26 protein-coding genes are annotated in these 25,351 nt (G+C 41.5%); 8 read left to right on the plus strand and 18 right to left on the minus strand.

What is annotated here, in order from left to right; genetic code table 11:
* Positions 1–39: 39 nt before the first annotated feature.
* The gene (elbB, locus tag HNW13_RS19190; protein ID WP_101088612.1) at positions 40–693 is read left to right on the plus strand and encodes an isoprenoid biosynthesis glyoxalase ElbB; all 654 of its coding nucleotides are present in this window, start codon (positions 40–42) and stop codon (positions 691–693) included.
* An 82-nt stretch (positions 694–775) separates the two neighbouring features.
* Here elbB and glpG read toward each other — a convergent pair whose 3' ends face one another.
* The 5 genes from glpG to HNW13_RS19215 form a co-directional block, all read right to left on the minus strand.
* A complete protein-coding gene (gene glpG / locus HNW13_RS19195) occupies positions 776–1,627 on the minus strand; it encodes a rhomboid family intramembrane serine protease GlpG (protein WP_192116212.1) in 852 nt (283 codons plus the stop codon).
* On the minus strand, positions 1,624–1,932 hold the full coding sequence (gene glpE, locus HNW13_RS19200) for a thiosulfate sulfurtransferase GlpE (protein ID WP_101088610.1): 309 nt from the start codon (positions 1,930–1,932) through the stop codon (positions 1,624–1,626). The genes glpG and glpE overlap by 4 nt, the downstream gene beginning before the upstream one ends.
* Before the next feature lie 125 nt (positions 1,933–2,057).
* Positions 2,058–3,083: an L-threonine 3-dehydrogenase gene (gene tdh / locus HNW13_RS19205; protein ID WP_101088609.1), complete on the minus strand. Its 1,026-nt coding sequence runs from the start codon at positions 3,081–3,083 to the stop codon at positions 2,058–2,060.
* Positions 3,084–3,186: 103 nt separating this feature from the next.
* Positions 3,187–4,380, minus strand: coding sequence for a glycine C-acetyltransferase (locus HNW13_RS19210; protein ID WP_101088608.1), 1,194 nt, complete (start codon positions 4,378–4,380; stop codon positions 3,187–3,189).
* A 328-nt stretch (positions 4,381–4,708) separates the two neighbouring features.
* Complete coding sequence (locus HNW13_RS19215) at positions 4,709–5,371, minus strand: TetR/AcrR family transcriptional regulator (RefSeq protein ID WP_059747035.1); 663 nt, start codon at positions 5,369–5,371, stop codon at positions 4,709–4,711.
* 117 nt (positions 5,372–5,488) lie between these two features.
* Between HNW13_RS19215 and waaA the strand changes: the two genes are divergently transcribed.
* Positions 5,489–6,751, plus strand: a complete 1,263-nt coding sequence (gene waaA / locus HNW13_RS19220; protein WP_162024166.1) for a lipid IV(A) 3-deoxy-D-manno-octulosonic acid transferase — start codon at positions 5,489–5,491, stop codon at positions 6,749–6,751.
* Positions 6,752–6,841: 90 nt separating this feature from the next.
* Here waaA and HNW13_RS19225 read toward each other — a convergent pair whose 3' ends face one another.
* Positions 6,842–7,570: a 3-deoxy-D-manno-octulosonic acid kinase gene (locus HNW13_RS19225; protein ID WP_162024165.1), complete on the minus strand. Its 729-nt coding sequence runs from the start codon at positions 7,568–7,570 to the stop codon at positions 6,842–6,844.
* A 110-nt stretch (positions 7,571–7,680) separates the two neighbouring features.
* On the opposite strand from HNW13_RS19225, the gene HNW13_RS19230 reads away from it, so the two are divergent.
* Positions 7,681–8,712, plus strand: a complete 1,032-nt coding sequence (locus HNW13_RS19230) for a glycosyltransferase family 9 protein (RefSeq protein ID WP_192116211.1) — start codon at positions 7,681–7,683, stop codon at positions 8,710–8,712.
* Positions 8,713–8,754: 42 nt separating this feature from the next.
* Here HNW13_RS19230 and HNW13_RS19235 read toward each other — a convergent pair whose 3' ends face one another.
* Positions 8,755–9,603: a glycosyltransferase gene (locus HNW13_RS19235; protein ID WP_192116210.1), complete on the minus strand. Its 849-nt coding sequence runs from the start codon at positions 9,601–9,603 to the stop codon at positions 8,755–8,757.
* Positions 9,604–9,644: 41 nt separating this feature from the next.
* Complete coding sequence (locus HNW13_RS19240; RefSeq protein WP_182745108.1) at positions 9,645–10,760, minus strand: glycosyltransferase family 9 protein; 1,116 nt, start codon at positions 10,758–10,760, stop codon at positions 9,645–9,647.
* 218 nt (positions 10,761–10,978) lie between these two features.
* Between HNW13_RS19240 and HNW13_RS19245 the strand changes: the two genes are divergently transcribed.
* Together HNW13_RS19245 and HNW13_RS19250 are read left to right on the plus strand one after the other, a co-directional pair.
* Positions 10,979–12,037: a CDP-glycerol glycerophosphotransferase family protein gene (locus HNW13_RS19245; RefSeq protein WP_162024161.1), complete on the plus strand. Its 1,059-nt coding sequence runs from the start codon at positions 10,979–10,981 to the stop codon at positions 12,035–12,037.
* Positions 12,038–12,045: 8 nt separating this feature from the next.
* Positions 12,046–12,438: an adenylyltransferase/cytidyltransferase family protein gene (locus HNW13_RS19250; RefSeq protein WP_011639339.1), complete on the plus strand. Its 393-nt coding sequence runs from the start codon at positions 12,046–12,048 to the stop codon at positions 12,436–12,438.
* Between the two features lie 100 nt (positions 12,439–12,538).
* Here the strand turns inward: HNW13_RS19250 and rfaD are convergent, their stop codons facing one another.
* Together rfaD and HNW13_RS19260 are read right to left on the minus strand one after the other, a co-directional pair.
* A complete protein-coding gene (gene rfaD / locus HNW13_RS19255; protein ID WP_182745107.1) occupies positions 12,539–13,492 on the minus strand; it encodes an ADP-glyceromanno-heptose 6-epimerase in 954 nt (317 codons plus the stop codon).
* A 56-nt stretch (positions 13,493–13,548) separates the two neighbouring features.
* Positions 13,549–14,550, minus strand: coding sequence for a glycosyltransferase family 9 protein (locus HNW13_RS19260; RefSeq protein WP_182745106.1), 1,002 nt, complete (start codon positions 14,548–14,550; stop codon positions 13,549–13,551).
* A 503-nt stretch (positions 14,551–15,053) separates the two neighbouring features.
* On the opposite strand from HNW13_RS19260, the gene HNW13_RS19265 reads away from it, so the two are divergent.
* The 3 genes from HNW13_RS19265 to HNW13_RS19275 all read left to right on the plus strand — a co-directional run bounded on the left by HNW13_RS19265 (position 15,054) and on the right by HNW13_RS19275 (position 17,923).
* Positions 15,054–15,806 (plus strand): glycosyltransferase family 25 protein, encoded by a 753-nt coding sequence (locus HNW13_RS19265; RefSeq protein ID WP_192116209.1) that lies wholly within the window; start codon positions 15,054–15,056, stop codon positions 15,804–15,806.
* 106 nt (positions 15,807–15,912) lie between these two features.
* Positions 15,913–16,419 (plus strand): pantetheine-phosphate adenylyltransferase, encoded by a 507-nt coding sequence (gene coaD / locus HNW13_RS19270; protein WP_011639335.1) that lies wholly within the window; start codon positions 15,913–15,915, stop codon positions 16,417–16,419.
* 4 nt (positions 16,420–16,423) lie between these two features.
* Positions 16,424–17,923 carry a capsule assembly Wzi family protein gene (locus HNW13_RS19275; protein WP_192116208.1) on the plus strand — a complete coding sequence of 500 codons (1,500 nt, stop codon included), beginning with the start codon at positions 16,424–16,426 and terminating at the stop codon, positions 17,921–17,923.
* 105 nt (positions 17,924–18,028) lie between these two features.
* Here HNW13_RS19275 and mutM read toward each other — a convergent pair whose 3' ends face one another.
* The 8 genes from mutM to HNW13_RS19315 all read right to left on the minus strand — a co-directional run bounded on the left by mutM (position 18,029) and on the right by HNW13_RS19315 (position 25,103).
* Complete coding sequence (gene mutM / locus HNW13_RS19280; protein WP_192116207.1) at positions 18,029–18,844, minus strand: bifunctional DNA-formamidopyrimidine glycosylase/DNA-(apurinic or apyrimidinic site) lyase; 816 nt, start codon at positions 18,842–18,844, stop codon at positions 18,029–18,031.
* A gap of 9 nt (positions 18,845–18,853) precedes the next feature.
* Positions 18,854–19,312, minus strand: coding sequence for a hypothetical protein (locus HNW13_RS19285; protein ID WP_192116206.1), 459 nt, complete (start codon positions 19,310–19,312; stop codon positions 18,854–18,856).
* A gap of 107 nt (positions 19,313–19,419) precedes the next feature.
* Complete coding sequence (gene moaA / locus HNW13_RS19290) at positions 19,420–20,406, minus strand: GTP 3',8-cyclase MoaA (protein WP_192116205.1); 987 nt, start codon at positions 20,404–20,406, stop codon at positions 19,420–19,422.
* An 8-nt stretch (positions 20,407–20,414) separates the two neighbouring features.
* Positions 20,415–22,232, minus strand: a complete 1,818-nt coding sequence (locus HNW13_RS19295) for a bifunctional molybdopterin-guanine dinucleotide biosynthesis adaptor protein MobB/molybdopterin molybdotransferase MoeA (protein ID WP_192116204.1) — start codon at positions 22,230–22,232, stop codon at positions 20,415–20,417.
* A gap of 17 nt (positions 22,233–22,249) precedes the next feature.
* On the minus strand, positions 22,250–22,840 hold the full coding sequence (mobA, locus tag HNW13_RS19300; protein ID WP_182744905.1) for a molybdenum cofactor guanylyltransferase MobA: 591 nt from the start codon (positions 22,838–22,840) through the stop codon (positions 22,250–22,252).
* Complete coding sequence (locus tag HNW13_RS19305; RefSeq protein WP_192116203.1) at positions 22,824–23,573, minus strand: energy-coupling factor ABC transporter ATP-binding protein; 750 nt, start codon at positions 23,571–23,573, stop codon at positions 22,824–22,826. Before HNW13_RS19305 ends, mobA begins: the two co-directional genes overlap by 17 nt.
* A gap of 1 nt (position 23,574) precedes the next feature.
* A complete protein-coding gene (locus tag HNW13_RS19310) occupies positions 23,575–24,282 on the minus strand; it encodes an ABC transporter permease (protein WP_192116202.1) in 708 nt (235 codons plus the stop codon).
* Positions 24,279–25,103 (minus strand): substrate-binding domain-containing protein, encoded by an 825-nt coding sequence (locus tag HNW13_RS19315; protein ID WP_192116201.1) that lies wholly within the window; start codon positions 25,101–25,103, stop codon positions 24,279–24,281. Before HNW13_RS19315 ends, HNW13_RS19310 begins: the two co-directional genes overlap by 4 nt.
* Positions 25,104–25,351: the final 248 nt, after the last annotated feature.

The raw sequence follows: 25,351 nt of genomic DNA on the forward strand, positions 1-25,351 counted from the left end.
AAATTTTACATTATCAATTAAAAGTTGAAGGAAGATGTCATGAAAAAGATTGCTGTTTTACTGAGTGGCTGTGGTGTATTTGATGGAACTGAAATTCACGAGGCTGTATTAACCCTACTGGCGATAACGCGAGCGGGTGCTCAATATCAATGCTTTGCTCCAGATATTACCCAAATGCATGTGGTGAATCATTTAACCGGTGAGGTCAACACCGACGAAACCCGTAATGTATTAGTTGAGTCTGCACGGATCGCTCGTGGTGAAGTACTTAATGCCAGTACATTAGAGGTAAGTCAATTTGATGGTTTGGTGATCCCTGGCGGTTTTGGTGCGGCTAAAAACTTATCCAATTTTGCAACCACAGGCAGTAATTGCCATATTCAGCCAATTGTAGAAAACTTTATTCGTGAGTTTGCGTTAGCGCATAAACCTGTCGGTTTTGTGTGTATTTCACCGGTGATGATCCCTCATATTTACGGCGCAGGCGCTATAGGCACAATTGGAACCGATTCTGAGACGGCTCATGCATTTACTGAAATGGGCGGTAAGCATAAAAATGTGCAAGTTGAAGATATTGTCGTTGATGAAGTCAATAAAATCGTCAGTACACCTGCGTATATGCTAGCAACGTCAATTTTAGAGGCACATATTGGCATTGAGAAGTTGGTTAATAAAGTACTCGAAATGGCTTAGCGATTTGGGCTGAGATGCATTGTGAATATGAGCGGATTAATGATAAAAAGAGTGCCACCTAAAGTGGCATTTTTATTTATAGTTAGCTGGTTTTAGTGGTAGGTGAGGTTCTACTATCAAATAATGCTTGGGCTAACCCAACACAAAGCCCTGCAATGTGGGCGCCATTCGCAATTGGCATGCCTAACACATCAGTAAAGCCGAGAACCAACCAAACGAGCATAAATCCCATATAAGATTGCGGCAAACTAATACCGCAGCTAGGTTTACGAATACCCATTAGCCAAGTGTAACCTACCACAGCGTATACGACGCCAGACAAGCCACCAAAATTAGGCCCTGTCATGTAAAACTGCACAATATTAGGCAAAGTGCCCGCGACAACTAATAAAAAAAGTAACGGTCGAGTACCCAAATTGGTTTCAATTTTACCGCCTAAGTACCACCACCACAGCAAATTAAAGATAATATGCATAGCAGAAAAGTGCATTAAACTTGGGGTGAATACGCGCCACACTTGGTTTACATCGCTGTCTGCAACGGCGCTAAAAAAAGATAACTTAGTGAAGATGGCATCGGCAAAACCAAGGTCCATGCCCGCGAAAATGGCAACACAAGCAAAAAAGCACACTAATGTCAGTGGGCCTGCGCCTGTCATAAACTGTTGAATTAAGCCTTTAGTTCCTGGGCCATAGTCAAATTTGGTATCTGTTGCACCGTTGTCCCAAGAGGCTTGCAAGTATTTACTATCGTATGGATTTTTAGCAAACTCAATTAACTCGGCGCGAGCTTGGTTTTCGTCGGCGGGGTTAGTGATTATTAGGCCAACACCCTGAGAATGAGTCACTGCATGGCATTGAATATTTAACCCTTTGAGGTGGTCAATAAATGCTTGTGCTGCACGTGCATTAGGTAGTTGGCCGATTTCTATCATGCGTGAGCCAAGCTCCAGGCACTATAACCACCATCTAAACTGTAGATGTCGTCAAAACCTTGTTCGTTTAAATAACTGGCTGCGCTTTGGCTGCTCATTCCATGGTAGCAGACAACGACTACCGGCTTGTCCATATCAGCACCGCCAATGAAGTCAGCTAGGTTTTCGTTGCTTAAATGGGTCGCACCTTCAATATGGCCAGCGGCAAAACTCGCTGCGTCGCGAATATCAACAACTTGTATGTCGTTAGATTCAGTCGACATATGGATAAGCTCATTAATAGACAAATGTTTAAAACCAGACATGATATTACCTATAAAAATATACAAATAGCGATGTGCTTAGCGCCAGTTTGCAACAAGGGGTTGTATTAATACAACCCCTTGTTGGTGTACTGACTCATTAAGCCACAATACTGAGACAGTAAAGCTTAATCCCAGTTCAATATAACTTTACCTGACTGGCCTGAGCGCATTGCATCGAAGCCTTTCTGGAAATCATCAATACTAAAGTGATGAGTAATGATAGGTGACAAATCTAAGCCTGATTGGATTAAGCTTGCCATTTTGTACCAAGTTTCGAACATTTCACGGCCATAAATGCCTTTGATGATCAACCCTTTAAAAATGATTTTGCTCCAGTCGATGGCCATCTCGCCGCCAGGAATACCTAGCATGGCAATTTTACCGCCGTGGTTCATGGTGTCTAACATCGCGTGGAATGCCGATGGTACGCCTGACATTTCTAAACCGACGTCGAAGCCTTCTGTCATGCCAAGTTCTTTCATAACATCTTTAAGGTTTTCTGTTGCGACGTTAACCGCGCGAGTCGCACCCATTTTTCGGGCAAGATCAAGTCGGTATTCATTTACATCAGTAATCACAACATGACGAGCGCCGACGTGTTTACAAACCGCAGCAGCCATAATACCAATAGGACCCGCACCGGTAATCAACACATCTTCGCCGACTAAATCAAACGATAATGCAGTATGTACAGCATTACCAAATGGATCGAATATAGCCGCTAAATCATCTGGAATATCCGCAGGAATTTTGAATGCGTTAAACGCTGGTAACACTAAATATTCGGCAAACGCACCGTCACGATTCACACCAACGCCTGAAGTGTTACGGCATAAGTGGGTACGACCAGCACGACAGTTACGACAATAACCACAAGTGATGTGACCTTCTCCAGATACACGATCGCCAATACTAAACCCACGTACTTCCTGGCCAACATCGACCACTTCGCCGACATATTCATGGCCGGCAATCATCGGAACTGGAATGGTTTTTTGTGACCATTCATCCCAGTTGTAGATATGTACGTCAGTACCACAAATCGCTGTTTTACGAATTTTAATTAGCAGGTCGTTGTGACCCATTTCTGGTTTTGGTGCATCGACCATCCAGATGCCTTCTTCAGGCTTTAACTTACTTAATGCTTTCATGTTGATGACCTATTTTTAGTCTGAGCTATCGTTAACCACTGTTACGCGATGCTGTTATTAATCTATGCTTCTATTAACCTATGCTTTTATTAGTCAAGTTAGCTTAGATAATGCCCATATCTTTACCAATACGGGTAAAGGCACCGATAGCATGATCAAGTTGCTCGCGAGTGTGCGCAGCAGACATTTGGGTACGAATACGCGCTTGGCCTTTTGGTACCACTGGGAATGAAAAGCCAACTACGTAAATATGCTCTTGTAATAAACGGTTAGCAAAGTCGCCGGCCAATTTAGCATCGCCAATCATGACTGGAATAATGGCATGGTCTGCACCACCTAAGGTGAACCCAACCGCAGACATTTGCTCACGGAAATAACGACTGTTTTCCCATACTGCTTCACGCAAGTCTTGACCTGTTTTTAGCATTTCAAGCACCCGGATAGACGCACTAACAATAGAAGGCGCTAATGAGTTTGAAAATAGGTAAGGGCGAGAGCGTTGACGTAACCACTCAACGACTTCTTTTTTCGCTGCAGTAAAACCACCCGATGCGCCGCCTAATGCTTTACCTAAGGTACCGGTAATAATGTCGACACGATCCATGACGTTACAGTATTCATGGGTTCCACGACCATTTTGACCGATAAAGCCTACTGCATGAGAGTCATCGACCATCACCAATGCGCCGTACTTATCTGCGAGATCACACACACCTTGAAGGTTAGCGATTACGCCGTCCATTGAGAACACACCGTCAGTGGCGATCAAAATGTTGCGTGCACCAGCAGCTTGAGCTGCAATGAGCTGAGTTTCTAAGTCGGCCATGTCATTGTTGGCATAACGGAAACGCTTAGCTTTACATAAACGCACACCATCAATAATTGAAGCATGGTTTAGCGCGTCGGACACAATAGCGTCCTCGGCATCTAATAAGGTTTCAAAAAGACCCGCATTAGCGTCGAAGCAAGACGAGTACAAAATGGTGTCTTCCATACCTAAAAAAGCACTTAGGCTAGCTTCTAATTGCTTATGAATGTCTTGAGTACCACAAATGAATCGTACCGATGCCATACCAAAACCGTGACTGTCTAAACCGGCTTTTGCGGCTTTGATAAGTTCAGGATGATTGGCTAAACCTAAATAGTTATTGGCGCAGAAGTTAATCACTTCTTCACTGTTAACTTGAATAGCTGTTTGCTGAGCGGAAGCAATGACGCGCTCACTTTTGTATAAACCATCGGCTTTTACATCGACAATTTGCTGATTAATTCGGTCGTAAAAAGAGGTAGATGCCACCTGTGTTCTCCTAAATATGGTTATTATGCTTATCCAAATCACGCAGTAAAACACCGCGATAAATGACAGGGTGTTTTGGAGTTATTGGCATTCTAACCTTTATTTTTGCCGCTCTACAGCGTTTTTTTTAGTCGTCAGACCAACATGAGTTAGATTAGGGGTATCGACTTATTCACATTAAAAAAACTAATCATTAACATGGTTGGTGACTGGATATGAAAGGCGGGTGATAACCCTAAGTTAATCCGCTAATAACTGATTCAATTGTAGTTGGTTATTGGCGGATTGGAAATTCTGTAATCGATGCGAGGTAAACGAAATACTTAGCTTATGTTTGCGCGACGCTATGGCGTTCTTGGCTGGCTATGTCTAAGTAGTGTTGCTCTAAACGACAAAATGTTGCGCTTGAAGTGGGAGTAGAGTAAGCCTGAAAAATCATCAAGACTCTTAATAGTCCATCGTATAGCGTGGCTTTAGTGATGGTTGATGTACTCGATTGAGTTAATTGGTAGCTAATCCAGAAACTGACCATCATTTTAATGGTGTCGGCAAGCGCGGTTACTTTATTATCATCGACGTCTAGGAAACCGTCTTTTTTGAGTTTGCGCAGTACATCACTTGAGCGAGTCAGTACTTGTTGTTGAGCATGTAAGTAGCGTTTCTTTAGCGCATCATCACGGCTTAAAATATCGGCTAAGTTGGCATACATAAACCTAAACTGCCATAAGGTATAGAACATGGCATCAAAATAACCCATTAATAATTCAATCGTAATAGGCACATCATCATAAGGCTTAAAGCCTGACTCTAAATGACTTTCATATAGACTGAAAATTGAATTAATAATGTCTTCCTTATTGCGAAAGTGGTAGTACAAATTGCCCGGACTAATGCCTAAATGCGCTGCAATATGGTTGGTGGTAATACTACGCTCACCGTGTTCATTGAATAGTTCTAAGCTGGCAAAAATGATTTTATCGCGGGTTTTCATGTGATTTCCATATTCATTATTGACTTATTGTCGCTCAAATAATTCGTTAAGCCGACTTAATATGAGTATGTTAACATTGTGCTTATCTGACAAGCAAAAATCGATGACCCATCTTACATGAACCGTATTGTTTATTCTTTGTTCCTATATTTGTTGTTTCCGCTGGTGATTCTTTATTTAGCATTTCGTGCCATAAAAAGTGTCGACTATCGTAGCCGTTGGTCTGAACGTTTCGGTTTTGCTAAGTTAACCAAAACGGATGTGTTGATCCACAGTGTGTCGATGGGAGAAACGTTAGCGGCGATTCCGTTGATTAAGCAGCTGATGACTGCGCACCCAGATTATGCTTTTACCGTTACTACAACCAGCCCAACAGGGTCTGCTGAAGTGACTAAAGCATTTGGCGATACAGTCCAGCATTGCTATTTACCGTTTGATTTTTCATATGCAATTAAACATTTTTTACGCCAATTACAGCCCAAAGTGTGCATTATCATGGAGACCGAGTTGTGGCCAAACTTAGTCCACTTTGCAGAGCAGCAACAAGTGACTCTGATTTTAGCCAATGCACGCTTATCGCAAAAGTCCGCTGATAAATACGCTAAAAAGCGTCGTTTGGCTGTGCCGATGTTAAACAAACTCAACTTGATTACCGTACAAACTAAAGCTGAAGCCGAACGGTTTATTACCCTGGGAGTGACTCGTCAGCGCATACATGTGTGTGGCAGTTTAAAGTTTGATCTCACTATTGATCCCATCAAAAAACAGCAAGCCAACACGCTTCGAGCCAAGTGGGATCGGGTTAATTCACCTATTTGGGTTGCAGGGAGTGTTCACCCCGGCGAGTTTGAGGCCATTTTGAGCGCCCATAAACAGCTACTAGCTTGTTTCCCGAATGCATTATTGATTATGGCGCCCCGACATCCTGAGCAATTTAATTTAGCGGCTATTACCATTACCCAATCTGGATTGACGTTAGCTAGACGCAGTATGAATGATGAAGTTAACAGCCAGACTCAAGTGTTACTTGGTGACACTATGGGGGAGCTAGTGATGCTATACGGTACAGCGGATCAGGCATTTGTTGGCGGGACACTGATTAATAATGGTGGTCATAACCCGCTTGAACCTGCTGCCATGGGGCTACCTGTATATGTCGGCCCCAACCATTGGGATTTTGCTGAAATCACCCAGTTACTTGCCGATGCTGGTGCATTAATCTGTATTAGCTCTGCAGATGAATTGGCGCAAGAATTACAAAATAAGTTTACCAATAGCCATATGTATCAATCCGCGTCCTTTGCTGGATTAGCAGTCGTTGAGCAAAATCGGGGCGCGCTTTTAAAGCAGTTTACCCTCATTAACGAGCTCATCGTGTAACATTTTTCTGTCAGTCATTTGAACATAAACGTATAAAAATAGACGCTCATTAGCGTCTATTTTTATCACCACCCCATACCAGAGTTAGCTTTAGATTGGGTTGATGCTTTGATAACCGGCAAGTAATTGCTGCCAATGCTGTTGACTAAATTGCAGCGTAGTCAGTTTAGCGTTCTCTTTGTTAAAAGAACGTAGCAAGCGGTCTAAATTGGCCTGTTGCCATGTAGGCTGTGGTGTGCGTAATTCACCTCTATCAAAGTCAATTAAATAGAATTTTCCGTGTGCAAGTAAGATGTTTTTGGCATTTAAATCGGCGTGATATACCCCACGTTGATGAAATTTGGCAATGGTTTCGCCTAGTAAATACCATTGCGATTCTGTCATTGGGTTATGGCTTAAGTAAGCCACTAAATCATTTGCACCAGCAACATGTTCAATAATTATATCGGCTCGATACCATAAACCAAAACGTTCAACATTCGCCGCAATAGGGCGTGGTACCGCAAATCCTTCTTGATACAAAACTTCAAGAATCGCTAACTCTGCTACAGCACGGGTTCGTTGTAGGCCGGTATAGAAGTAGGCATCACGGCTGAATTTTTCCATCATTCCACCGCGCCAATAATGGCGTAACACCCATGTTTGCGGGCTGTCCGAGTTTTCGGTTTTGACAAACCATGTGGTGTAACGGCCTTTGGACTGACCCACCACTGCATTTTTTTCTCGCCAACCATCAACCGCGAAGTCTTGCGGTGCTAAGTGTTGGGCAGTGGTTTCACACCATGCAATATGGCCAAGTTGGGTGTTTTTTATTTGCATCTAATTATCAATAGCATTGGTTAGATTGTGGATCGAAATAACATTATACCTTAAGATCACTAACTTGCCTTCACCGCCTTAATTCTTCACTCAAGCATATTGGATAATCAATGAAAGCTGACTTTAGTGCGATACGTTCATTATGTTTACTGCGTTTGTCTGCCATTGGTGATGTTTGCCACGCAGTAGCAATGGTGCAGGCTATTCAAAAACAGTATCCAGACCTGAGTATTACGTGGATTATTGGTAAGGTTGAATATCAATTACTTAAGCATTTGCCTGGGATCCAGTTTGTTATTTTCGATAAGTCCAAGGGCTGGCATAGCTATGTTCAGTTACGTCGTGATTTACAAGGTCAACGTTTTGATGTGCTGCTGCATATGCAAGTTGCACTTCGTGCGACCATAGCCTCATTAGTGATCAAGGCGCGGGTTCGGGTCGGGTTTGATAAGGCTAGAGCCAAAGAAGGTCAGTGGTTGGTGACCAATCACGCCGTTGAGCCCTTGGCCACACCGCATGTGTTAGACGGTTTTATGGGCTTTGCTAAAGCCATTGGTGTAGAAGACTTAACGCCACGCTGGAATATTCCTGTACCACAAGCCGACACCGACTTTGCCAAACAACTGGTGGGCGATGATAAAGTCATGGTGATTTGCGCAGCAGCCAGTAAGGCCGAACGCAACTGGCTGCCAGAGCGTTACGCTGCCGTTGCTGATTATGCTATTACGCAGGGATTTAGAGTAATGTTGTGCGGCGGCCCAACAGCGTTAGAAAAAAATCTAGCGGATGTGATTCAATCGCATAGCCAACAGCCATTGGACAACCAAGTAGGCAAGACATCTTTGACTCAGCTGCTTGCAGTGTTAAAACAAGCCAATCTAGTGCTAGCACCCGATACAGGACCCTTGCATATGGCTGTTACTCAAGGTACGCCAGTGATTGGTCTATATGCTCACTCAAACCCTGGACGAACAGGACCTTATCTGTATCGCCAGTACACTGTCAGTGTTTACCCGCAAGTGATAGCCAAGCAATTTGATGCACCTGTTAAGTGGGGCACGCGTGCTAAAGGTGAGCATTTAATGGTGATGATAGAAGTTGATCAGGTAAAGGCTCAGTTTGATCAATTCATTAACCAGTAAAAAGCTCGCCTTGAAGCGAGCTGTCATTATCTGAATTAGGATTTAATATTTATACTTGCCACGGAATAAACCAAATATCGCACTCAAAAGTGCTACGGGTAACTTTGTTTTTCGATGTTGTTTGAGTATGTACCAATTCCAAGCTTGTTTTTTATACTCAAGAATTTGTTCATTTGTTAATGTATCGTTGAACATATCGCAGAAATCGATGATGTATTTTAATTCTCTCATCGGGATATCTTGGCGGTAACCTCTGCCAGAATAATGGATGAAATCTGCTTTTTGATAATCATCATGCCCTAAAAGTTGCATACGATTAAAGTTAGCTTCTACACCTATGCTTTTTATATTATCTCTCCTGATGAGATAGTTAATATAGGTTTGGTCGTAAAATTTAACGTTGTTACAAATGGCCTGCATTTCTTCAATATTGGCTTTATCAAATAGTCCGGTTTCTTTAGATAGCAAAAACATCCCAGAGTTGTAATAAACTATTTTATTGTCTTCTTTTGGCCAGTCGACCTCGCCTAAGATATTATTAATTTGCACCGCTTGCTCACCCCGATCGCGATGAGCCCCTTCATTGAACATATAAACCGTATCAAGGTCAGAATAGAGTTCAAATATATCTCGCGCCCATGGCGTCACGATAATATCTGCATCTAGATACAGTACTCGATCATATTCTTTGAGTATCTCTGAAATATATAGCTTTTCAGACCATGCCGGGCTGGCATCAAATTTAGGGTTACTGACATGAATTTTATAATGCAGTTGATCTGAAACGATGACATCAGCCCCAATTCTTTTACCATAAGCTTTAAAGCTGGCAATGGCAGCGCGATACATTGGGTTATCGCCAATAGCGAGTGTAAAAATAGCCTTCTTCATCCGTTCACCTTGCGTATATTTATGTATTGGGTGTTAAGTCTTTAACCGAGAGAGTTCATTTTTTTATATTGTTGGAATACTCGGTCAACGCTGATGTCTTCAATGTGGCCTCTACCTTCTGTTGCATACATGACATGCGATACCTCACTTTCTGGTGGTGCCCAATAAGGCTTTTTCTCACGCATCATTGCTAATAAAGGACGTTGAGCAGCAAAAGCAAAGTGCAATATTGCCGTATCGACTGTTATCACAAAATCGGAGTGTGCAATGAGTGATGGTAGTTCAAAAAAATGTTCGTTAACGGTGAAAACAGCCGTTTGCGTATTTGTTCGAGCCGTAAATTTTTCAGTTTCAATACTAACAGAGTCAAAGTTTTCTTGAGTGACATTAATAATGAAACGTTGGCTAGAATCAATTGCCGATATTTTTTCAATGAGGGAGAATAATTGTGATAATTTCCAATCTTTTTTCTCATTGGTTGATAAATGATTTAAAAATATGAGTTTCCCTTGTTTTTCTGGGTCACTAAATTTGGAGTTTAACCACGACTGAGTAATGGGTTCAATTGCGTCTGGGGTCTTTAACGTCGGCATTAATTGCTCGGAAGTTAAGGTAAGTCCCAAAACTTCACTAAATATCATATTGTATCTGTCAGTAATGTGGTGCGACTTAGGTAAGTTACTCTCATCTAAGATAAAAGTATGGTCTGAATGGCGAAAAAATATCTTGTTTAACCATCCAAATGAAGCACTTTTAGGGATGCTCGACACGATAAACGCTTTGTCGTTTATGCTGCGAGCGATTTGTGAATATTGTCGACTTTTACTGACAGAATGACAAAAAATAATGTCATACTTACGCAGCTTGGCTTGCTCCACATGGCTTTGCATTGCTAATTTTGAATCAGTGCAGCCGTAAGTGAGCTTAAAGGCACCCTCTGTATCCATCCATTGTTGCAAAATTTTGCTTCTAGATAAGCGCCAGCTATCACTATTACAACGAATATCATCTAACCATATGTCGATTTCAATATGAGCATATTGCTTTTTTAAAGCGATAAGAAAGGTTTTTAAGTAAAGAAAGTCACCTAACGCAACTGGCGAAATAAACAGTAAGCGTTGACATGTTTGCAATTGCTTTGTAGACACTATTGGCATATGAATAGACAGCTTTGTTGATAGTTATACTTGAAATAATACCTTGAAAAGAGGGCTTTTTGAATCAATACCTTGAGAAAAGCGAATAGATGTATTGATTTCATTTGATATCAGATTGGTCGGTTGAGAGGATTAGATGTAAATTGAGGCGTGTTATCATTTATACTAGTGCTCTTTGCAAATTCTGATGCGGAATTATTAATAGGAATTGACTTGCGATGATTTGTTTTGATGTTTTACATCCCTATTATTTACCACAATACTTTCCTGTCGCTGCAGAGCTACAGAAGCGTTCGGTTCCTGTGACATATGTTATCTACAAGAGTGTTGATCAGCAGTCGGTATTGGAAGCGCTTGTAAGTAAGCATCAGCTAAATGTTGTCTGGGTTAATGATGAATCAGAAGCGCTTGAATTTTATTTGTTGAACAAGCCTCAATGGGTTGTGTTCGGTAATGCATTTGCTTCAGCGTCACGATTAAAAGGGATCAGTCAGACTGCTTTGATGCAGCATGGTGTCGGGCCAAAGTCGGTATATTATACTGTTTCAAAAGGCGATATTGAAGTTCGCTTTGTGGAAGGCCAATATCGTTTAAAGCGATTACAGGAGATGTTTCCTGAAAAAGTGTTCATTGATACTGGTTATGCCAAGCTAGATCCAATTATCCAAGGAGATGAACAGGGTTTAGACTTAGCTTCTTTAGGATTAGATACTAATAAAAAAACCTTGTTATATGCGCCTACATTTTACCCAAGCAGCATTGAAGAAATGGCTAAAAATTGGCCATCTCAATTTTCTGAATATAATATATTGCTCAAACCACATTATTTTTCATTGAGTAAATCAAATTATAAAAAACAAAAAGCGCTGCTAACTCACTGGGCTAGTTTCGACAATGTTTATTTAGCGCCTGCTGAAGAAGCAAATTTATTACCTTTTATGGTCTCTGCCGATGTATTAATTAGCGATGCTTCATCTGCCTTATTTGAATTTGCTGCATTAAATAAACCTGTTGTATGGTGTGATTTTTATCACTTACGTTGGTCTTATCGTGGGATTTTTAAATTCAGGTTTAAGAATCGTGTGGATCAAGATTTATACCGCTACGCAGACATTGCTGCGCACGCCAGAACATATAAAGAATTAAAGCAAGTTGTTGATCAACAGATAGCACATCCAGAGTTGTTTGCGCCTCAACGGACGCAATATACGGCAGAGCTAGTGGGTGTTGTTGATGGCCTTTGTAGCCAACGAATTACTGACTATTTATTAGAATAAGGATTTAGATGAACATTATTACATTCGGTACTTTTGACATGTTTCATATTGGTCATTTAAATATTTTAGAAAGAGCGAAAGAGTTAGGCGGTAAGTTGGTTGTTGGGGTGTCATCTGATGCTCTTAATTTTAGTAAAAAACAACGAAACCCTATTTGCGATGAAATCGATCGAATGAGAATTGTCGCGGCTCTATCCTGTGTAGATCAAGTTTTTCTTGAAGAGTCATTAGAGCTTAAAGCAGAGTACATTCAAAAGTATCAAGCTGATTATTTAGTGATGGGGGATGATTGGGAGGGACGTTTTGATCATCTATCTCATCTATGTAAAGTAGTGTATTTACCAAGAACCCCTGCGATTTCAACAACAATGTTAATTGAGATCGTTAAAGAAATTAGATAGTGAGTTCATCATTTCTATGAAACAGGAACATGCTATGGATAAAAAACGCCATAGCATGTTGCTGTTAAGCTAGTTTTCGCTTCGTAAGAGCTATAAACCGTTATTGACCAATAAAATGTTGGGTTTTAAGCCAATCTAAATATTCAGGTACAGCTTGCTCAACTGTTTTAAACTCAGCTTGATAACCAGCCGCTCTTAATTGAGTTAAATCTGCTTGGGTATAACTCTGATAAGCGCCTTTCAATTTGTCTGGGAAAGGAATGTATTCAACGTGCCCTTTACCATGATAAGCAATCACAGCATTGGCAACATCATTAAAGCTTTGCGCTTGGCCTGTTCCGCAGTTATATATGCCCGATACTGATGGATTCTGCCATAGCCATAAATTGACGTTAACCACATCTTCGACAAACACAAAGTCACGAAGTTGCTGACCATTTTCATAACCATCAACACCTTCAAACAAACGACACACACCATTAGCGTTAATTTGGTTGTTAAAGTGGAACGCCACACTGGCCATGCCACCCTTGTGTTGTTCACGTGGACCATAGACGTTGAAATAACGTAATCCTGCCACTTGGCCAGTGAGCTTTTGCTGTCTTACATATTGATCAAATAAGAACTTAGAGTAAGCGTAGACATTGAGCGGTTTTTCGAGTTCGCGTTGCTCAATAAACTTTTCGCTGCCACCATAGACAGATGCAGAAGAAGCATAAATAAATTGGCAGTTATTAGCTTGGCTGTAATGCAATAATGTTTTTGAATACTCGTAGTTATTGGCCATCATAAACTTGCCATCCCACTCGGTGGTCGATGAGCAAGCGCCTTGATGGAAAATGACTTCAAGTTTGTTATCAAAATCGCCCGCTTTGATTTGCTTGATGAAATCATCTTTATCAAGATAATCAGCAATTTCACAATCGGCTAAATTGAACATCTGGGTGCCGTCAGTTAAGTCGTCTACCGCAATAATGTCATTTCGGCCCATGGCATTAAGTTGTTTTACTAAATTACTACCAATAAACCCGGCTGCGCCTGTCACAACTATCATATTCGTATTTCCATTATTGTTGCTCGCGATGAGCTAATTTAACACACTGCGACAATCTAAGATTGTTTGTTCAAAAAGTCGGCTATTTCATTCGATACCTGATCAAAATTGATTAATGCCATATTACGACCCGTTCTTTTTCCTACGGGAGGCGTATAAGCAAATCGTTTGCTTGGTTCAGATAATGTTCCCCATCTAATATGAGGTGTTGAGCGTCTTCCTGCGTAAAATCCAACAGTAGGCACATTATGTAAGCCCGCGATATGCAGAGGCCCTGTTGAGCCGGCAATAAACATGTCTGCTGCTACCAATGATTCGGAAAAATCAATCAAACGGTCTAACGGCTTAGCCAGCGATATTTTAATTGAGGTATTGGCCAGTAACGTTTGAATTTCTTTTGCTAGCTCCAGTTCACTTCCGTTAAATGTTAAAATAAAATGGCATGCTGATTGAGTTTGTTGATCAACATTTATCATTAACTGAACTAGCTTTTCTACAGGTACGCAACCAGAAGAGCCACCGGTACCTGGATGAATAAAAATTAGCTTTTCGTTGGTTAACTTTTGGTAGTGTTGTTGCCAATATTCTTTGCGATCACTCATATCCCAAAATCTATCAGGTAGTTTAGGAATGGCATAACCGTGGTGAGTTAAGAAGTGCTCTACCAGCATACACGCACCTCGCCAGCAACCTTCACTGTTTAAGTATTCATTGCTTGCTCGATGTTTATATAAATATTGATACCAATTATGTTTAGGTACTAATTTATATGGAATATTGCTTTTGCTAAGAATTTTATAAATTCGAAATTCTGACAACAGAATGATTACAGCATCGTAATGTTGCTTCGCAATTTGCTCAGCAATGTCTGTATCATCTTTTGAGTCGATAATAGTGTTGTCTACATATGGACAGGCTTCAGCAAAGGACTTAACAACCGGTGCGACAAATACATCAATAGTCGCTTCGGGCATTGCTTTTCTGAGTAAATAAAGTGCTGGCCATGTCAGTACAAAATCGCCAATTTTATCGTGTTTGATGACTAAGATTTTTTTCATATGACTGTCTGAAAGATAAAATATTAACTTAATTCCATCAGATGATGGGGCTTATTGTATTGTGACTTTTAACGATTTTCTCAACGACCATGATGATTGGCGCAAGAGCTGTCACAGAGTATATCAACTCAAGACCGTTTGTTCATCGTTTGCATGCGGAATTGTATCAAGGGTTAACAAATATCGGTTGCTATTGTTAACTAATCTAGCCATTGTGATGAATTTTTTGACAACAAGCTAAAGCCAGAATATTAATGATATACTCCCAAACCTCTCACTGTAAAAATGGTGAAATGCATGTGAGTGCAAGGACGCAAAACAACCACGGTTTTCTTAAGGGTTGTTTTCAATTTATTCAATGGATTAAATCAAATGTCACTAGTAAAAGTAACCTAACGGTAGCATCAACCATTTTATTCAGCAGATGTCGCCATTACTGAATATTCTAGGGTTAAATATCAGTAGTTGAACATGATTAAATTGGGTGTTTGGGTTAGTAATATATGAAATGTAAAGTTTTTCTCATTAATTTAGATAACAGTACTGAACGATTTACGTTCATGGATGAGCAGCTAAAACAATTAGGTATCGAATACCAACGTATTTCCGCCGTATACGGTAAGGATTTGCACGATATCGATATTGCGAAAGTGTATGATCCGCAAACAAACCTTCAAAAATACGACAAAAAGCTTAATTTGGGTGAAATTGGCTGCTACCTAAGCCATGTCCAATGTTGGCAAATGATTATTGAACAACAGTTAGATTACGCTTTAATTCTTGAGGATGACTCTATCCTAGATCCTGCGTTAATGACGGTGATACAACACATTAATAATCTTTCTGCTGATTGGGATTACATTAAATTGTGTCACGGGCGTAAGCCCAAAGGTATTGTAAAATCGATTGTGCTTGATGAGCGCTTTAGTTTATCCACATGTTTAAAGTTACCAGCTTCAACCCGCGGCCAATGCGTGTCATTTGCTGGAGCACAAAAATTATTAGCAACGGCATACCCTATTGCCCGTCCTGTTGATATTGATATTCAATTTTGGTTCGAAAAACAATTACGTTGCTTTGTTGTAAGACCTTTTCCTGTGATTGGAACCGATTTAGACAGTGATATTAATCGACAAGGTAGACGTACTCATGTTGAACGTCATCATTTATTGCGTATTTGGCAAAAAGTGAAGTTCGAGTTGAAATTGTTGAAACATAAACAACATCTGCCATCACTTCCCAAAATACAAAAATAGTCATGTCGCCATGTGATATTAACCCATACCTAAACCAAATGGTGATTCATTCTGGTGATAAAAGTCGCTAAACTAGCGGCTACAAATGATGTAAAGGCGAAATATTATGCACAGAAGAGCAATTTATCCAGGTACTTTTGACCCTGTAACTAACGGTCATGCCGATTTAATCGAACGTGCAGCCCGCTTATTCAAGCATGTGATTATTGGTATAGCGTCAAATCCTTCTAAGCAGCCTCGTTTCTCTCTCGAAGAACGTGTCGCTCAAGTTAACTTAGTGACAGCACATTTAAAAAATGTCGAAGTTGTCGGCTTTACTGGGTTGTTGGTTGATTTCGCTAAAGAGCAACATGCGAGTGTGTTGATCCGTGGGCTTCGTGCGGTATCTGATTTCGAATACGAGTTTCAGTTGGCAAATATGAATCGCCGTTTAAGCCCTGATCTTGAAAGTGTGTTTTTAACCCCTGCGGAAGAAAACTCATTTATTTCTTCTACGTTAGTAAAAGAAGTGGCATTACATGGGGGTGATGTGAGTCAATTTGTTCATCCACAGATCGCAGCTGCATTAAAGCTGAAAGTAGCACAAATTCAATTAGATAAAGAAGGTAAGTAATTTCATGATAAAAGGATTTAAGTCAACTAAGGTTGCTGCCGCACTTGGATTAAGCGCGATGATGCTCTATAGCAGTGCTCAAGCTGCACCATGGGTCGATACTTCTGATATCTATTTGCGTGCAGATATTCAAGCCTTAGCTGATGCCGGAGTGATTAGTGCACCTATTAATACATTTCCATTGATGTGGTCTGGTATTGGAACTGATTTAGCTCAAGCTGAACCTGCTTTGTTAACGCCAGATTTGGTGGATGCATTTGCACGAGTTAATTTTTACTACCAAAATGCTGTAGGGAATCGTGGTAACACCAGTATAAAAGTAGCAGCAGCATCTGATGAGGCGCGTTTTCAACATTTTGGCTCTGATTATCGTGAAAAGGGCCAGTTACAAGGCTCACACGAATACACTGGAGAGCGATTTTCTTATAAGATTTCTGCATCGGCAAATTATAACCCTGCGGACGACGAAGAAATCCGTTTAGATGATTCTTATATTGCGGTAGTGCTAGGCAATTGGATTGTCACTGCCGGTAGCGTCGGTCAATGGTGGGGACCTGGATTTGACTCATCATTGCATAAATCAAATAATGCTCGTCCAATGCCGTCTTTAATGGTCAGTCGTAATAATTCTCAAGCATTTGAAACACCTTGGCTGTCATGGATAGGCGATTGGAGCTTAACTGGTGGTGTGAGTGTTACGGAAGAAGATCGTTATTCTCCACATACCCTATTATGGAATCTTCGTGGGGCAATTAAGCCATTTAGGCAGTTAGAAATTGGCTTATCGTGGACTACACAGTTTTGCGGTGAAGGCCAAGAATGTAGCTTCAATACCGCAGTTAAATCCATTACTGGTCAGCGTGATTGTCGAGCGGATACCGGCCAAGGTGAAGGTTGTTCAAACTATGGTAACCAGATGGCGGGCTTTGATGTCCGTTATGCAGATACCTGGTTTGATGTGCCTGTCGGTTTGTACTTAGAGCGTACCTGCGAAGATTCAAAAGGTGATCCATGGCAAATCGTTGATTGCGGTAAAATGGTTGGTGCAGACACACGCTTTAATATTGCCAAACAACAATATAAATTATTTATCGAGTACACCGATACTATGGTGTATTGCGGTGAAGACAAAGATCAATTTAACTGTTTTTATGAGCATTCAACATACCAAAGTGGCTCACGTTATTATGGTCGTGCGTTTGGCAGTACCTATGACAGTGATGCCAATGTTTATGCATTAGGCTTAATTGGTCAGTTCGATAATAGTCATGGTTTTACCTCTATTCTCCGTTATGCTCAACTGAATAAAGACGGTGTTAATCGCGGTGGTGTTTGGGCTCCACAGCCATTGAAAGAAGATATCATGATGCTGGAATTGTCATATCGTTTGCCTATGTTTAACGGCATGTTGACCTTAGGTGGCAGTGTGGCTAATTCAGAGTTCGAAGTACAAGATGATGATACTCAAGGCACTGTTTTTTCGACTTACGAATATAAGTTTTAAGCCTTATGGTTGATTAACCCGAGTTGAGGTTGATGATATGAGGGAGCCCAATGGCTCCCTTTTTTATGTGTAAATTGACATGCGATTTAGGCGTTATTTATCCGACTAACGCTGTTGGCATAAACCACAAAAAACCGTGGTACGTTGGCCCAGTTTTATCTCACTTAATAAATTGCCACAGGCTGTACAGGTTTTGCCGCCACGGCCATAAACATGCAGTTTTTGGGCAAAATAACCTGGCTTACCGTCTGCATTAGTAAAGTCTTTTAATGTTGTTCCGCCTTGTTCAATGGCGTGTGCCAAAATTTGTTTAACTTCACTGACAAGAATCGTTAGCCGTTCTAAATCAATACTTCCTGCCGCGGCTTCGGGGTGGATCCCGGCAGCAAATAAAGCTTCGTTGGCGTAAATATTACCGGCTCCAACCACGATGTGATTATCCATTAAGCACAGTTTAATCGCCTTTTTCTTGCCAGCAAGTGCTGCTTGTAATTGTAATGGCGTGAAATGAGGGCTTAGTGGTTCTGGGCCAAGCTTTGATAGCAGTGGATGGGCTTCTTCTGGTAATTCATACCACAACCAAGCACCAAAGCGACGTGGATCGTTAAATCGCAACATGCGGCCATTTTCGAGTACTAAATCAATATGGTCATGTTTTTCGATTGGGGTATTGCGCGGTAAAATACGCAAACTGCCTGACATGCCTAGATGCACTATTGTCATTCCTGCATCGGTATCAATGAGTAAGTATTTAGCTCGTCTGCGGACATTGGTAATACGCTGCCCAACAATATTTTGCGCAATAGCTGGCACAGGCCAACGAAGCGAGGCATTGCGCACAATCAATTCACTTACCGTTTGTTCAATAAGGTATGGACTGATCCCTAGGCGGGTTACTTCAACTTCTGGTAATTCAGGCATAAAGACTCATTATTTTGATTGTGGAGGTATGGCTAATATAGGTTGTAATCCAGCCCGCAAACTCGGCGGTACTAGATACCAATTCTGACTGGACGATTGTAATAAACCTTCGTTTGGAAAATAGCGCCACAGTTGTGTCGTTTGCATATTATCGATAGCAATAGACAGTGCTTGCTCTTTTAGACTATGTTCAGGCTGTTTTTTTAATGGTGAAACACTAATATTTTGCCACGATAAAGCCCATTGCTGACAATTGAGTACCTGCGAATGACACTGCCACCGGCCGTCTTGTTGACTTAGCCAAATACCATCAAGTTGTAATTGTTTCAACGGCAGCTGCGGATCAAATAAAGGCACAGTATCATCCGGAACATTGGCAGTTTTGTCATTGATAAAAGACAACACCGCAATCATAAATACACTGGCACCAATAATAATATAGTTCCAATTTTTGCGTGACAGGGCCATAAATCACCTTAACGTGGATAAAAAACTATCTCAAACTAGCAATGTAACTCGCTAGTTTGAGGCGGCAAATCATGGCATAAGTGTACCATTGACGATAGCAAAAACAATTAACCGCCAGTGGCATTCATAAAGCGTAGTATTTGTGGCGCAGCGTCGAGATTAAAGTGGTGAGATTGCGGCTTGTATTGCATTCCATCGGTAATGGCTTGTTTAAGGCGTTCAATATCGGCGGGGAATTGTCGCACAATTGATTTTAAATCAATGGCATTCTCATTTCCTAAGCATAATAATAATTGCCCTTCAACGGTTACTCTTACCCGATTACATTCATGACAAAAGTCATTGCTGTGTGGCGATATAAATCCGATCCGAATCGTGCTGTCGGCCATTTTTACATATCGAGAAGGGCCGCCAGTGCGCTTAGAGGAAGCGATTAAGGGATAGCGCGTTTCTATAATGTTTCGGACTTCGTCACTTGAACAATGACGGCTACGATGGCGATCATCCATGAGTCCAATTGGCATCTCTTCAATGAAAGCGATATCGAGTTGACGTTGGCGACAGAACTCAACTAAATCTAATACTTCATGATCGTTTTGTCCGCGCAAAATGACCGCATTGATTTTGATGTTACGAAAGCCAGCCGCTATTGCGGCATCAATGCCAGCGATGACACGTTCCAGTTTTCCGTTACGGGTTAGTTGCGCAAATACATCGGGGTTTAAGGTATCAAGGCTGATATTCAATCGGCTAAGGCCATTATCAAACAGCGGCTTAGCGAGTTTAGATAATCGAGACCCATTAGTGGTCATAGAGAGTTCTTCCAGTTGAGGCAATTTTCTCAATAATTTGACCAGTTTGTCACAATCAGATCGCACTAGTGGCTCGCCACCGGTGAGGCGTATTTTTTTTACCCCAAGCTCAGTAAAAGCTTGGGCTATCCACGATAATTCTTCCAAACTCAGCACATGTGACTTAGGTAAAAAAGTCGGATCTTCGCTCATGCAATATACACAGCGAAAATCGCAACGATCGGTTATCGATAAGCGTAAATAATCTACTTTCCGCTGAAAGTTGTCGATAAGTTGGCTCATATCAGCACTTACAGTAAATCAGCAAAGGGTTGAATAAACACAGACTCGCCAGCAGGTATGCTGGCAGTATCATCACCAATGACAATTAAACAATTAGCGCTGACCATTGAACTGAGCATGCCAGACCCTTGCGCACCCGTGGTACTTACCTTGATTCTGCCATCTGACCCAATAGCATAAATACCGCGTAAAAATTCAGTACGCCCCGTTTTACTGCGTAATGCATGCTGTGCAATGGCAGGAATAAACTGAGGTTGCCAGTGAAGTTCGCCAGCTAATTTACGGATAGCAGGTTGCACAAACTGTAAAAATGCCACCATAACCGCCACAGGGTTTCCCGGTAAGCCAAAAAATAGGCTTTGGTCAATATTCCCTACCGCGAGAGGGCGACCTGGTCGCATGTTAATTCGCCAAAATTGAGTGTTGCCCACATTGGCGAGTGCCGTTTTAATGTAATCGGCATTACCCACAGATACGCCGCCAGAGCTGATGACGATATCTGCTTGCTCTGCCGCACTGCGTAACGTCGCGGTGAGTATGTGTTCATTATCTTCAATAATGCCTAAATCGATAACCTGACAACCGAGCTTTTTAGCCATCGATAATACGGTATAGCGATTTGAGTCATAGATGCAGTTTGGTTTGAGTGTTTGTCCTGGTTGGCTGACTTCATCGCCAGTTGAAAATACCGCGACGGTAGGGCGTTTAAATAAAGGTAGTCGATCAAATCCAAGTGATGCTAATAGACCTAGTTCAGCGGCACCTAAACGTTTTCCTGCCGCTAAAGCGACGTCACCGCTAGCAATATCTTCACCTGCTAGACGTACATGCTGACCTTTAACGATGTGCTCATGTTCAAAAAGGGTTAACAGGTTATCTTGTTCGTTTGCTAGCTCTCGTGGCTGAATGGTGTCAGCGCCTTTTGGCACTGTTGCTCCGGTCATAATGCGCACGGCTTCGCCGTCTTGCAGCATATTGGAGTAATGATGTCCTGCTAATACTTCTGCCACGATTTTAAGAGGTTTATTAGATAAGTTACTAAACGCAAAGGCATAACCGTCCATTGCTGAGTTAGTTTGTTGAGGTACGTTTATTTCAGAAATAATATCATGTGCCAGTACGCGATTATCAATATCGAAAAGACTGACTAATTCTGTGTCCACAATGGGGGTCACTTGGCTTAATACCGCCGCAACGCCTTGGGATACACTAATACCGTGTTGACTGTTTGCCGTATCGTCCATTTGTGTCGCTTTGCTCGCATCAATCGGCAAGTTGACCTCTTCTGTCTGCCAATTTTGTTGATAGTGTTGTACAAAATCAGCAATTTGCGCCACGTTGTTTAAATCTAAGCGCGTTAATGAATCTGGTACTGTGGTTTCATCACAACAGGCTATCGCAACGATATTGTCATCATGTATATGAATCAAAGGTTTATTATGTGCTGCACGGTGTAATTCAATTTTAGGTAATGCCAGTTTTTTAAAGCCTTCTACCAGTACGATATCGACTTTTTCTGCTTCAATTTGACGCAGTAAATGTTGTAATTGTGGGTCGTCATCAACAGGATCTTCAGTCATTAATGCCCAGCGCACATGAGACGCTACCAATACTTGCCTTGCCCCAGCTTTGCGCATTTCGAAACTGTCTTTACCCGGAACATCAACATCAAAATTATGATGTGCGTGCTTAATAACGGCTAAACGTAAACCGCGTTCAATTAAGACCGGAATAAGCTGTTTAAGTAGAGTGGTTTTACCTGTGCCACTGTATGCACAAAATCCCAAAACGGGAATGGACAATGGATTAGAAAATAATGCTGTCATGAAGTACCTCTACTGAATTACTTGGCAATTTGCGTTGCTAACTGCTGTTTTTGTTCTGGTGTATTGATGTTAACGAATGCATTGGGTTGGTCAGCAAAACTTTCTACTGCCACTTTATGTTGGCGATACCAAAAATCAATTTTGCGCTCTCCCGCATCTAAAAAAGCCTGCATCGATGCTGCCAGATGTGGTTTTAGCAATAACACTACGGGTTGTTCATATTCACCATCACTAGCAACAGCAAGGTCGGCTTGTTGTTGCTCTAAAGCAGCTAATAACCTTGCGGTTAAGTCGGTTGGCAGCATAGGACAGTCACAAGGGACCACAAGTAAATAATCAGCTTGAGTCTGTTTTAAGGCGGTCACCATTCCAGCTAAAGGGCCTAAATAGCCGCTGTCTTGATCGCTGAAAACGGTGTAACCCCATTGCTCATATTGAGTTTGGTTCCGATTAGCATTAATCAGGATCTGATCCACTTGAGTCGACAGCTTATTAATTGTATGACAAATCATCGCTTGGCCATTGAGATCCACTAAGCCTTTGTCATTGCCGCCCATTCGTCTTGCCATGCCGCCAGCTAAAATCACCGCATCAATTTGTGGTGCCATAATGTAATTCCGTTGTGTGGGTATCATGTAAATCATCTGTTTGAGGTACATGAATACTGGTATGAATTGTGCGCTGCTTTATATGCCAATGTTGTTGACACAACGCGGTCAGGCCACAAGTTTGATGGCTGCTAATTAGCAGTCCTGTGCCGTCTTGTTTGAGTTGATTAATCATCGCGAGAACCAAGCGCAGTGAGTGTTTGTCCATATTCGAAATCGGTTCATCAAGCATTAACAATTTAGGTTGTGCAATCCAAGCTCTGGCAATGGCAAGACGTTGTCTCTCACCACCCGACAGGTCGCTGGCATTATGATTCAGTAAATCGGTGAGTTGAGCCATATGAATGGCCTGTTGGATCCGTTTTTTACGTTGTTCAGGCGCTAAAGCCTGCTGATCCAAGGCGTAGGTTAAGTTGTACTTTACTGTGCCTTCAAAAAGATAAGGATGTTGATGTAAATAAACCGCTTTACCTAAAAGAGATGACGGTCGCCACCACGTTTGAGGCGCAAACCCCTGGCTGGTGATCTGGCCTTGGTTTGGTTTAATCAATCCAGCGAGGAGTTTCATTAAGGTCGATTTACCCGAGCCATTGTCACCTTGCAGGTAAATGACATCACCTTGGCTAAAATGTAAATCAGTTGCGCTAAAGAGTCTCTGCTGATTAAAGGTTACCAGTAGGTTAGTTGCATGAATACTGGCCAAAGAGGTGTCTGAGTCATGTGATAATGTCATTTTAATGACTCCTCGGGACGGCTTTGCCTCGCAATGAACCTAAGATGAAGTTTAACACTACCGCTAATATCAATAAGACTAATCCTAGCGCGATAGCTTGTGCAAAATCGCCTTTGCTCGTTTCAAGTGCTATTGCGGTGGGAATATTACGGGTGACATTCATAATATTACCCCCTACCATCATCGAGCAACCTACTTCAGTTAAAATGCGACTAAACGCTGCAATAATGGCGAGTAGTAAGGGGCCTCGCAGTTCACGACATAAGGTCCAAATCGCGCGTAGCCATGAGGCTCCTAATGTACGAGATGTTTCCCACGCTCTACGATCTACACTGGCAAAAGCGGCTTGCGACAATGCGATTAATACTGGAGCACAAATTAACATCTGCCCTAAAATCATTCCTTTTTGAGTGAATAGCCACTTTAAATCGCCCAAGACACCATTGCGAGTTAACAATAAATACACTAATAAACCGATCACGACAGTGGGAATAGATTGCAATGTTTGCACTAAGTTAGTGACGATCCAGCGGCCTCTGAAATGACTAAACGCGAGGATAAAACCTAACATCATCGACGGAATAATGGTGATCAACAGCGCGGCAAAAGACACCGAAAATGAGATGTTAATAATTGCCCATACATGTGGGTCAAAAGATAGCAGCAAGCTAAATGCTTGCTGCAATAGGGCTAACCAGCCGTCACTCATTTTTTATAAGTTGCCTTAAACAATTGCTCTCCTTGCACTTTATAATTATTGATCATAGTTTGCGTTGCAGGGCTAATAAACCAATCGCTTAATGCTCTTGCCCCTTTATGATTCAAGTCTGGGTATTTTGTAGGGTTGATCAAAATAATTTGGTAAGGGTTAGCTAATTCCGCGCCACCTTCAAAACTAATATTAAGGTCTAGCTTAGCTTTATAAGCAATAAACGTACCGCGATCCGCTAAGGTATAAGCCTGAAATTCATTGGCCATTAATAAGGTTTTACCCATGCCTTGGCCAACAGAGGTATAGCCAGTAAATTCAGGTTTAACGCCCGCATCTTTCCAAATGGCTAACTCTTTCATATTAGTACCAGAGTTATCACCACGAGAAATAAATTTACTTGGCTTATGAGCAATTTTGCTAAATGCTTCAGTGGCATCTTTGCTCGACTTGAGCCCAGCCGGATCATTTTTAGGCCCTAATACAATAAAATCATTTTCCATAATTCCGCGAGGCTCAATACCATAACCGTCAGCAACAAACTGTGCTTCGGCTTCTGGAGCATGAGTCATAACAACATCAACATCTCCCTGACTTGCCAGCTTCAATGCTTTACCTGTACCCGTAGCAATCACTTGTACACTATAGCCTGATTCCGCTTCAAATTTTGGCAACAGCGCCCCAAGTAATCCTGAGTTTTCAGTACTGGTTGTGGTCGCTAACTTGATCACTTCATTTGCGAGTGCAGTTTGGCTGAACATTGCTCCACTGAGTACCGATGCCGCCAACAGAATACTAACGCTTGCTTTGAGTTTTAACATTGCCGCTCCTTGATATATTAATAATCATGATGTTCATACTGAAAACTTGTACAAAACATTAAGCCGTTTTGCTTAATTACTAATGCAATAAGCAAGTTAGATGCCAAGCAGTGTTAATGCAAATACAGTTCACGCATAAAATCGAAACTGTGAACTTGCTCCCAAGCTTTAATCATTTATCTTAGACAAATTGTCCCACGATCACTTTTCTGTGGTTCATAGTGACCAAGTGTTGTGATTTCGATGAT

Origin of the sequence: Shewanella sp. BF02_Schw, from assembly GCF_014596695.2 — a bacterium.
Lineage (GTDB): Bacteria > Pseudomonadota > Gammaproteobacteria > Enterobacterales > Shewanellaceae > Shewanella.

Coding starts and splice junctions, on each gene's coding strand:
- elbB (WP_101088612.1), top strand. CDS start 40: ATGAAAAAGATTGCTGTTTTACTGAGTGGCTGTGGTGTATTTGATGGA.
- HNW13_RS19230 (WP_192116211.1), top strand. CDS start 7,681: ATGAAAGCTGACTTTAGTGCGATACGTTCATTATGTTTACTGCGTTTG.
- coaD (WP_011639335.1), top strand. CDS start 15,913: ATGCACAGAAGAGCAATTTATCCAGGTACTTTTGACCCTGTAACTAAC.
- HNW13_RS19215 (WP_059747035.1), bottom strand. CDS start 5,371: ATGAAAACCCGCGATAAAATCATTTTTGCCAGCTTAGAACTATTCAAT.
- HNW13_RS19240 (WP_182745108.1), bottom strand. CDS start 10,760: ATGCCAATAGTGTCTACAAAGCAATTGCAAACATGTCAACGCTTACTG.
- HNW13_RS19285 (WP_192116206.1), bottom strand. CDS start 19,312: ATGGCCCTGTCACGCAAAAATTGGAACTATATTATTATTGGTGCCAGT.
- HNW13_RS19260 (WP_182745106.1), bottom strand. CDS start 14,550: ATGAAAAAAATCTTAGTCATCAAACACGATAAAATTGGCGATTTTGTA.
- waaA (WP_162024166.1), top strand. CDS start 5,489: ATGAACCGTATTGTTTATTCTTTGTTCCTATATTTGTTGTTTCCGCTG.
- HNW13_RS19250 (WP_011639339.1), top strand. CDS start 12,046: ATGAACATTATTACATTCGGTACTTTTGACATGTTTCATATTGGTCAT.
- HNW13_RS19225 (WP_162024165.1), bottom strand. CDS start 7,570: ATGCAAATAAAAAACACCCAACTTGGCCATATTGCATGGTGTGAAACC.
- glpG (WP_192116212.1), bottom strand. CDS start 1,627: ATGATAGAAATCGGCCAACTACCTAATGCACGTGCAGCACAAGCATTT.
- HNW13_RS19235 (WP_192116210.1), bottom strand. CDS start 9,603: ATGAAGAAGGCTATTTTTACACTCGCTATTGGCGATAACCCAATGTAT.
- HNW13_RS19245 (WP_162024161.1), top strand. CDS start 10,979: ATGATTTGTTTTGATGTTTTACATCCCTATTATTTACCACAATACTTT.
- rfaD (WP_182745107.1), bottom strand. CDS start 13,492: ATGATAGTTGTGACAGGCGCAGCCGGGTTTATTGGTAGTAATTTAGTA.
- mutM (WP_192116207.1), bottom strand. CDS start 18,844: ATGCCTGAATTACCAGAAGTTGAAGTAACCCGCCTAGGGATCAGTCCA.
- moaA (WP_192116205.1), bottom strand. CDS start 20,406: ATGAGCCAACTTATCGACAACTTTCAGCGGAAAGTAGATTATTTACGC.
- HNW13_RS19275 (WP_192116208.1), top strand. CDS start 16,424: ATGATAAAAGGATTTAAGTCAACTAAGGTTGCTGCCGCACTTGGATTA.
- HNW13_RS19265 (WP_192116209.1), top strand. CDS start 15,054: ATGAAATGTAAAGTTTTTCTCATTAATTTAGATAACAGTACTGAACGA.
- HNW13_RS19315 (WP_192116201.1), bottom strand. CDS start 25,103: ATGTTAAAACTCAAAGCAAGCGTTAGTATTCTGTTGGCGGCATCGGTA.
- tdh (WP_101088609.1), bottom strand. CDS start 3,083: ATGAAAGCATTAAGTAAGTTAAAGCCTGAAGAAGGCATCTGGATGGTC.
- HNW13_RS19295 (WP_192116204.1), bottom strand. CDS start 22,232: ATGACAGCATTATTTTCTAATCCATTGTCCATTCCCGTTTTGGGATTT.
- HNW13_RS19310 (WP_192116202.1), bottom strand. CDS start 24,282: ATGAGTGACGGCTGGTTAGCCCTATTGCAGCAAGCATTTAGCTTGCTG.
- glpE (WP_101088610.1), bottom strand. CDS start 1,932: ATGTCTGGTTTTAAACATTTGTCTATTAATGAGCTTATCCATATGTCG.
- mobA (WP_182744905.1), bottom strand. CDS start 22,840: ATGGCACCACAAATTGATGCGGTGATTTTAGCTGGCGGCATGGCAAGA.
- HNW13_RS19305 (WP_192116203.1), bottom strand. CDS start 23,573: ATGACATTATCACATGACTCAGACACCTCTTTGGCCAGTATTCATGCA.